Here is a 7,116-nt window from a genome sequence, read left to right as displayed (position 1 = left end):
GGTAGCGGAAGAGGACCGCGGTGCCCTGGTAGACCCGCTCTGTTTCCTCCACGCCAAGGAGCCTTAAGGATCCCGGTACCATCCTGGAAAGCCGTTCCCCAGCCAGGTAGGCCCAGGCGGAAGGGGGGAGGACCACGGGTTCTCTAATCTCGGCAAAGCCAGGGTAGACCACCACTTCCTGGGCCAGGGCGGAAAGGCCCAGGGCAAGGAGGGCCAGGAGTCTTTTCATACCCCTAGTCTAAGGGCCAACGCTTCCACCTCTTTCCGAGAGAGGGGTTTTCCATGGCCCACATAGACCTTCTCCGCCCCCAGGTCCAGGATTTTGCGCACCGTCCTTTTGGCCAAGGCGTGATCCTCGTTGATGAACCGGGGGGGAAGGCCGTGTCCCCTTAAGGCGTCTCCGGCGAGGAGGAGGCCATCCCGGAAAAGCCCCACCTGCCCTAGGGTGTGGCCGGGGAGCTCCACCACCCTCCACCCCAGGATCTCCTCCCCTTCCTCCACCGGCCTTAAGGCCTCCCGGGGAAGGGGTGGGGCCAGGTTGGCCAACCAGGAGCCCAAGAAGGGGATGGGCAAGGGGGGCCTGGGCTTTTCCTTAAGGAGATACGGCCACTCCCGGGGATGGGCCAGGATGGGAAGGCCAAACCTTGCCCAAAGGGCCCGGGCGCCGCCCGCGTGGTCCAGGTGGTGGTGGGTGAGAAAAAGGAGCCTGGGGGGTTCCTGGAGAAGTCTAAGAAGCCTTCCCGCCTCCCAAGGGAGCCCGGCATCCACCAGGAAATACCCCCCTTCTGCGGGAAGGCGATAGAGGTTGGCGGCAAAGCGCAAGGTCTCAGGCCCGCTCATGGAGGGGAAGGATGCCCATCCCGGCCAAGGCTTCCCGGATGCCCCGGGCGTCTATGCCCGCCTGGCGGTGGAGGCTCGGGATAGGACCATGTTCAAAGAAGCGGTCGGGAAGGGCTAGGACCTTCACCTCGGGCTTTAAGCCCATCTCGTTAAGGGCCTCGAGGACCGCGCTGCCAAACCCCCCCATCCCCTGGTGGTCCTCCACGGTGAGGAGCCTGTAGCGGGCAAGCCCCCTTAGCATCTCCCGGTCCAGGGGCTTGAGGAAGCGGGCGTTCACCACCCCCACCCGGGGGTCGTCTTGGGCGGCCTCGAGGGCGTACCGCAAGGTCTTGCCAAAGGCCAGGATGTAAACCTCGGTGCCCTCCTTGAGCACCTCCCACCGGCCCCAGGCCATCTCCGGCCAGCTGCCCTCGGGAACCCGCTCCACATTGTCCCGGGGGTAACGGATGGCCACTGGGCCCCCGATCTCCAGGGCCTTTTTCAGCATGGCCCTGAGCTCCAAGGCGTCCTTGGGGGCGGCAATGTGCAGGTTGGGGATGGTGCGCAGGTAGGCGATGTCAAAGACCCCGTGGTGGGTGGCCCCATCCGCCCCCACCAGCCCCGCCCGGTCTATGGCGAAGATGACGGGAAGGCCTTCTATGGCCACGTCGTGGATCACCTGGTCGTAGGCCCGTTGCAGGAAGGTGGAGTAGATGGCCACGATGGGCTTTAGGCCCCTTAAGGCCATGCCTGCCGCCACCGTCACCGCCACGTCCTCGCAGATGCCCACGTCCAGGTAGCGCTCGGGGTGCTCCAGGGAGTAGCGCACCAGCCCCGAGCCTTCCCGCATGGCGGGGGTGAGAACAAAGAGGCGGGGTTCCAGGTGGGCCAGCTCCGTGACCGCATCCCCAAAGGCCTGGCTCCAGGTGTAGCCCTTGGAGACCTTTTCCGGCCTAAGGGGGTCAAAGCCGGAAGGCCCGTGCCAGTAGATGGGGTCGGCCTCCGCCACCTTGTACCCCTTGCCCTTCTGGGTGACCACGTGGAGGAGGGTGGGGCCGTCCAGCTCCTTCAAGTGTTCCAAGATGTGGATGAGGCCCCTTAGGTCGTGGCCGTCCACAGGGCCCACGTAGCGGATCCCCCAGGCATAGAAGGGGTTTTCCTGGTGCAGGATGAGCTTGGCCGCCTCCTTGGCCCGGTCCACCAGGCCAAAGAGTTTGGGAGAGATATGCTCCAGGATGCTCCGGCCCAGCTTCTCGGCATCCTGAACCCACTTTCTTATCTGGAGCTCCTTGAAGTACTTGTTGAGGGCCCCCACGTTCTCCGAGATGCTCATCTCGTTGTCGTTCAGGACGATGAGCATCCTCTTGCCCAGCTCCCCGATCTTGTTGAGGGCGGCCAGGGCCATGCCTCCGGTAAGGGCCCCGTCCCCGATCACCGCCACCACGTGGTGGTCCTCCCCCTTGAGGTCCCGGGCGATGGCCATGCCCAGGGCGTGGGCCAAGGAGGTGCTGGCGTGGCCGGCGGTGATGGCGTCGTGCTCCGACTCGGAGACCTTGGTGAAACCGGAAAGCCCCCCTTCCTGCCTCAGGGTGTGGAAGCGGTCCTTGCGCCCGGTGATGAGCTTGTGGGCGTAGGCCTGGTGGCCCACGTCAAAGAGGATGCGGTCCTTTGGGGACTGGAAGACTCGGTGCAGGGCCAGGATGAGTTCCACCGCTCCCAGGGAGCTTGCCAGGTGGCCGCCGTTTTGCGCCGTGACCCGGATGATCTCGCTACGGATCTCCTCGGCCAGCTCCAGGAGCTCCTCGAGGCTCAGACCCTTAAGGTCCTCAGGGCTATTCACCTTGTCCAGTACCATCTTTCCCCCTAGAAGTTCTTCTCCACCAGGATGCGGCCTTCCCGGGTGCGCACCTCCCCCACCCGGGGAACGAACCAGACCTCCCGCGCATCCTGGCCGCGCTCATCCTGATACACCTGACGGATCCGGTACACCCGGAAGACGCCCGCAGGCAGGCGTACCTCCCGCTCCTCCAGCACCTCCATGGAGTAGCCCAGGCCGCCTTGGGCCAAGGGCTCCCGCCCCCCAGGGGTGAGGAGTTCCACCCGCACCGTCACCTTACCCCCCCAGCGGTAGCCCGGGCTCAGGAGGGCTTCCGGCGGGTACTCCAGGATGGGCGGGGTGAAGACCACCCGGGCGGAAGGGTCCTGGAAGCCTAAAAGCCGCACGCCAAAGGCCCCCACCTGCCGGTAGTAGACCCTATCCTCCCCCCGGCCAAAGCTTCGGTAGCGCAAGGCCTCCTGCCCCTCATAAAGGGCCGGGCCATCCACCCGCACCCGGTAGGGCGGGGCGGAAAGGGCTTCCCCCTCGGGCACATACACCCACTCCAGCCCCGTGGTAGCGGGGTAAAAGCCGGTTTCCTTCAGGAGGGGTCGGGCCTCCTGGGGGGTAGCCTGGGGGATGCAGGCGGAGAGGAGGAGGGCAAGGGCCATAAGGTTCCGCCTCATGATAGGGAGTTTACCCCTTAGGTCCCGTGGGCCGGCCCACACTTTTTGCCTCAGTCCAAGCATGGCCTATAGGGCGCTTCCGCAAAGGGCCCAAGCGGGGAGGGTCTAGGGGGAGTATTGGGGGTATGCGGCCTAGGCCTGGCCCAGTTCCCGCTTGAGGCGAAGGAGTTCTTCCTCCAGGTCCCTGTCAGCGGATAGGGCGGCGAGCTCCTTGTCCAGGTCCTGGCCGTCCAGCTCCTTTAGGGCCTCGTGCCGGTCCTCCATGGCCAGGATGCGGGCCTCCATCTCCTCAAAGGCCTCGAGGGCCGGGTGGGCATCCAGCTTGGATTCCATCCGCCGCACCGCCTCGGCGGCCTCCACCCCCTTCTTGCGGGCGAGGAGGAGTTTCTTGCGGGCCTCGGCCTCGTCGATCTTGGCCTCCAGGGCCTTGAGCTGGGTCATGAGGCGACCGATGAGGGCCCTTTGCTCCTCCGCCTGTTGCTTGAAGCCCTCGGCCAGGTCCAAAGCCCTTTTCCTGCGCCTAAGGGCCTCCTTGGCCAGGTCCTCGCGGCCGGCCTTAAGGGCCTCCTTGGCCTTCTCCTCCCAAAGGGAGGCTTCCTTAAGGTGGCTTTCCACCTCCCGTTCCAGGCGCTTGCCCTCGGCCATGGCGGCGGCCACCTGCTCCCGGGCCTCCCTTAAGGCCCCCTTCATATCCTCCAGGGCCTGGTTGATGATCTTCTCCGGGTCCTCGGCCCGGCGGAGAAGGTCGCTGAGGTTGGCGCGAATAAGGCGGCTTAGACGGTCCAAAAGGGTCATGGCTTTGCCTCCTAGGATTGAGTATGCCACACTACCTTGACCTTTAGGGGAGGGGGCGGTAGCCTGGCCTTGAAAGTATGCGCTTGCTTTCAGAGCCGGATGAGGCTGCGGGAGGCATGGACCCCAGCGAGAGGCTCCTTCTGGCTGCCCTAGAGCTTCTGGCCGAGCGGGGGTATAAGGGGGCCACCACCAAGGAGATCGCCCGGCGGGCCGGGGTCAACGAGGTGACCCTTTTCCGGCGGTTTGGCAGCAAGGAGGCCCTTTTGCGGGCGGCCCTTTCCCGCTTCATCCCCGCGGGGTTTCTGGAGCGCTTGCCCGAGGAGGATACCCCGCTGGAGGAAGGCTTGAGACAGCTTTTGGAGGCCTATCTGGACCTCCTTAAGGCCCACCAGGCCTTCTTGCCCAAGCTGCTGGCCGAGCTCCTCCGCCACCCCCAGCTAAGGGGCCCGGGCCCCCCGGAGGGCATGCTGAGGGTCTTGGAAAGGGTGATGGCCTTCTTCCGGGCCAAGCAACAACAGGGTTTCCTCCGCCTGGACGAGGCCCCGGAGGAGATGGCCTTGGCCTTTGTGGGTCCCTTGATGGCCCGTTTCCTTTTGGGGGAGGCTTTGGGGGTGCGCCTGCCCTTGGACAAGGGGGCGTACGTAAAGGGATACCTGGAGGGTAGGTATGGTGCGGGTTGAGGAGGTCACGCGGAGCTTTGGTAGCCTCAAGGCCTTGGACGGGGTGAGCCTCGAGGTGCGCCCCGGGGAGGTCTTCGGCCTCCTGGGGCCCAACGGGGCGGGGAAGACCACCTTGGTGCGCATCCTCACGGGGGTTCTGAGGCCGGATGCGGGCCGGGTCTGGGTAGCGGGGCGGGAGGTGGAAAGGGAGCGCTACCCCCTCAAGGAGCGGATCGGGTATGCCCCCCAGGAGGTGTCCGTGTATCGCGACCTCACGGTGGAGGAGAACCTCCTCTTCCGCGCCCGGCTTTACCGCCGTCAGGCCCAAGCCTTGGTGCAGGAAGCCCTGAGGCGTTTTGGCCTGGAGAGGTACGCCAAGACCCTGGCCGGCCACCTTTCCGGGGGCTGGCGGCAGCGCCTGGCCTTGGCCCAGGCGGTGGTGCACCGGCCTGAGGTCCTCCTCCTAGACGAGCCCACCACCGGCCTGGACCCCCTTTCCCGCCGGGGCATCTGGGACCTGATCCACCAGGAGGCAGAAGGGGGGGCCACGGTCTTGGTCACCACCCACTACATGGACGAGGCGGAGCGGTGCCACCGCTTAGCCCTTCTCTTCGGGGGCCGGGTGCTGGCCCTTGGGACCCCGCAGGAGCTTAAGGCTCTGGCCAAGAAGCGGGCCCGTTTCCTCTTCGCGCCCGGCCTTTCCCCCAAGGAAGTGCGGGGGATGCCAGGGGTCCTCGAGGCCTGGCAAAGCGGGGAAGGCACCAGGCTTATCGCCAGGCGGGATGCCCCCCTTTCGGGTTTCCCGGAGGTGGAGCCCACCCTGGAGGATGTCTTTGTCCTCCTCACCCAGGAGGCCCTATGAACCGGATTCTAGCCTTGGCCGGAAAGGAGTTTTTGCAGATCCGCCGGGACCATGTCCTGCCGCGATTGATCGTTTTGTTACCCACCTTAATGCTCCTCCTCTTCGGCTACGCCATCAACTTCACCTTAAACCGCATCCCTTTGGCGGTATACGACGCCTCCCAAGACCGCATCAGCAAGGCGCTTTTGGCGGAGCTCATCCAGGAGGACCGCTTCCGCCTGGTCCTCCGGGCGGCAAGCCCAGAGGAGGTGCTCCAGGCGGTGGACCGGGGCCAGGCCCGGGTGGGGCTGGTGGTGCCTCCCGGGGCCTTGGACAAGGTGCGGCGGGGGGAGAGCGTGGCCCTAGAGGTCTATGTGGACGGTGCCGACCCCAACTTCGCCTTCCAGGCCCAGGCGGCCTTGCGGAAGACCATCCAGGAGGTGAACGCCCGCATCCTGGTGGGCCGGGCTCTGGCGGGGGAGGCGGTTTTGCCGCCGTTGAGCCCCAGCCTGCACACCCTTTACAATCCGGAGAACAAGACCGCCTGGTTCATGATCCCCGGCATCATCGGCCTGGTGCTCACCATGTTCACCGTCCTCCTCACCGCCTTATCCATCGTGCGGGAGGTGGAAAGCCGGATGCTGGAAAGCCTCCTGGTGGCCCCCCTTCGACCCTATGAGATGGTTTTGGGCAAGGTGCTGCCCTATCTTGTCATCGCCTTTGGGGTGGCCCTTTTGGTGCTGGCCCTGGGGCACTGGGTCTTCGGGGTACCCATAAAGGGGAGTCTTTCCCTTTTGCTGTTGGCCATGTTCCTCTTCGTCCTAGGATCCTTGGCGGCAGGGGTGCTTATCTCCACCCTGGCCCGCACCCAGGTGCAGGCGGTCTTCGGCACCTACGCCTATGCTTTCCCCACCATCTTCCTTTCCGGGTTCGTGTTTCCCATAGAGGGCATGCCCCGCTTCTTCCAGCTGCTTTCCTACCTGGTGCCCGCCCGCTACCTTATAGAGGTTCTGCGGGGGGTGATGCTGAAGGGGGTGGGGTTTGGCGTGCTGTGGCCCCACCTTTTGGCCCTCTTCCTCTTCTCCGCCCTGGTTCTCTTTTTGGCCTCCGCACGTTTCCAAAGGCAGGTGGTGGCATGAGGGGGTGGTGGGCAGGGTTGCTTTTTCTGGGTCTGGCCCTGGCCCAGGGGCGCCTCGAGGCCGGGGTCTATGGGGTCCCTGGGGCCTTGGTCTCTACCCTGGAGGCGGGTTTCACCCTGGAGCCCGGAGAGGCCTTCCTCAGGCTCCAACTGGGACAGGAGACCCGTGGGGCCTTGGGCTTTTCCTCCAGCCTGGCCTTGGGACCCTTAGGGTATCTGGTCTATGGCCTGCAAACCGAGGCCGGAACGGGGGGGCTTGGGGGAATGGCCTTTGCCGAAGGGGGCGCCGGCCCCTTGGCCCTGGCGGTGCGGCTCGGCTACCGCCCGAAGGGGCTTTTCCCCCTGTTCCCCGAGGAGGGGGT

At 65.4% G+C, this 7,116-nt stretch carries 7 protein-coding genes and 2 pseudogenes; 4 read left to right on the top strand and 5 right to left on the bottom strand.

What is annotated here, in order from left to right; genetic code table 11:
• From Q0693_RS01280 to Q0693_RS01260, 5 genes and pseudogenes are all read right to left on the bottom strand, one after another.
• Nucleotides 1–229, bottom strand: a pseudogene (locus tag Q0693_RS01280) (hypothetical protein); the annotation flags it as partial.
• Entirely contained in the window at nt 226–840 is a 615-nt protein-coding gene (locus tag Q0693_RS01275) for an MBL fold metallo-hydrolase (protein WP_298628567.1), read from the bottom strand. The pseudogene Q0693_RS01280 and the gene Q0693_RS01275, both read right to left, overlap by 4 nt.
• Nucleotides 827–2,674: a 1-deoxy-D-xylulose-5-phosphate synthase gene (gene dxs, locus Q0693_RS01270; protein WP_298628565.1), complete on the bottom strand. Its 1,848-nt coding sequence runs from the start codon at nt 2,672–2,674 to the stop codon at nt 827–829. The genes Q0693_RS01275 and dxs overlap by 14 nt, the downstream gene beginning before the upstream one ends.
• A gap of 8 nt (nt 2,675–2,682) precedes the next feature.
• Nucleotides 2,683–3,321: a hypothetical protein gene (locus Q0693_RS01265; RefSeq protein WP_298628563.1), complete on the bottom strand. Its 639-nt coding sequence runs from the start codon at nt 3,319–3,321 to the stop codon at nt 2,683–2,685.
• 132 nt (nt 3,322–3,453) lie between these two features.
• Nucleotides 3,454–4,116, bottom strand: coding sequence for a PspA/IM30 family protein (locus Q0693_RS01260; protein ID WP_298628561.1), 663 nt, complete (start codon nt 4,114–4,116; stop codon nt 3,454–3,456).
• Between the two features lie 116 nt (nt 4,117–4,232).
• On the opposite strand from Q0693_RS01260, the gene Q0693_RS01255 reads away from it, so the two are divergent.
• The 4 genes and pseudogenes from Q0693_RS01255 to Q0693_RS01240 form a co-directional block, all read left to right on the top strand.
• The gene (locus Q0693_RS01255) at nt 4,233–4,796 is read left to right on the top strand and encodes a TetR/AcrR family transcriptional regulator (protein ID WP_298628559.1); all 564 of its coding nucleotides are present in this window, start codon (nt 4,233–4,235) and stop codon (nt 4,794–4,796) included.
• Nucleotides 4,783–5,637: a heme ABC exporter ATP-binding protein CcmA gene (gene ccmA, locus Q0693_RS01250; RefSeq protein WP_243032149.1), complete on the top strand. Its 855-nt coding sequence runs from the start codon at nt 4,783–4,785 to the stop codon at nt 5,635–5,637. Before Q0693_RS01255 ends, ccmA begins: the two co-directional genes overlap by 14 nt.
• Nucleotides 5,634–6,755 carry an ABC transporter permease gene (locus Q0693_RS01245; protein ID WP_298628557.1) on the top strand — a complete coding sequence of 374 codons (1,122 nt, stop codon included), beginning with the start codon at nt 5,634–5,636 and terminating at the stop codon, nt 6,753–6,755. Before ccmA ends, Q0693_RS01245 begins: the two co-directional genes overlap by 4 nt.
• A pseudogene (locus Q0693_RS01240) lies at nt 6,752–7,116 on the top strand (hypothetical protein); the annotation flags it as partial. The gene Q0693_RS01245 and the pseudogene Q0693_RS01240, both read left to right, overlap by 4 nt.

The sequence above is a fragment of the uncultured Thermus sp. genome (assembly GCF_938010445.1).
Taxonomy (GTDB): Bacteria; Deinococcota; Deinococci; order Deinococcales; family Thermaceae; genus Thermus; species Thermus altitudinis.
The sequence above is the reverse complement of the archived record's forward strand: the minus strand, read 5'-3'. Positions and strand labels throughout refer to the sequence as shown.

Coding starts and splice junctions, on each gene's coding strand:
- dxs (WP_298628565.1), bottom strand. CDS start 2,674: ATGGTACTGGACAAGGTGAATAGCCCTGAGGACCTTAAGGGTCTGAGC.
- Q0693_RS01275 (WP_298628567.1), bottom strand. CDS start 840: ATGAGCGGGCCTGAGACCTTGCGCTTTGCCGCCAACCTCTATCGCCTT.
- ccmA (WP_243032149.1), top strand. CDS start 4,783: ATGGTGCGGGTTGAGGAGGTCACGCGGAGCTTTGGTAGCCTCAAGGCC.
- Q0693_RS01260 (WP_298628561.1), bottom strand. CDS start 4,116: ATGACCCTTTTGGACCGTCTAAGCCGCCTTATTCGCGCCAACCTCAGC.
- Q0693_RS01265 (WP_298628563.1), bottom strand. CDS start 3,321: ATGAGGCGGAACCTTATGGCCCTTGCCCTCCTCCTCTCCGCCTGCATC.
- Q0693_RS01255 (WP_298628559.1), top strand. CDS start 4,233: ATGGACCCCAGCGAGAGGCTCCTTCTGGCTGCCCTAGAGCTTCTGGCC.
- Q0693_RS01245 (WP_298628557.1), top strand. CDS start 5,634: ATGAACCGGATTCTAGCCTTGGCCGGAAAGGAGTTTTTGCAGATCCGC.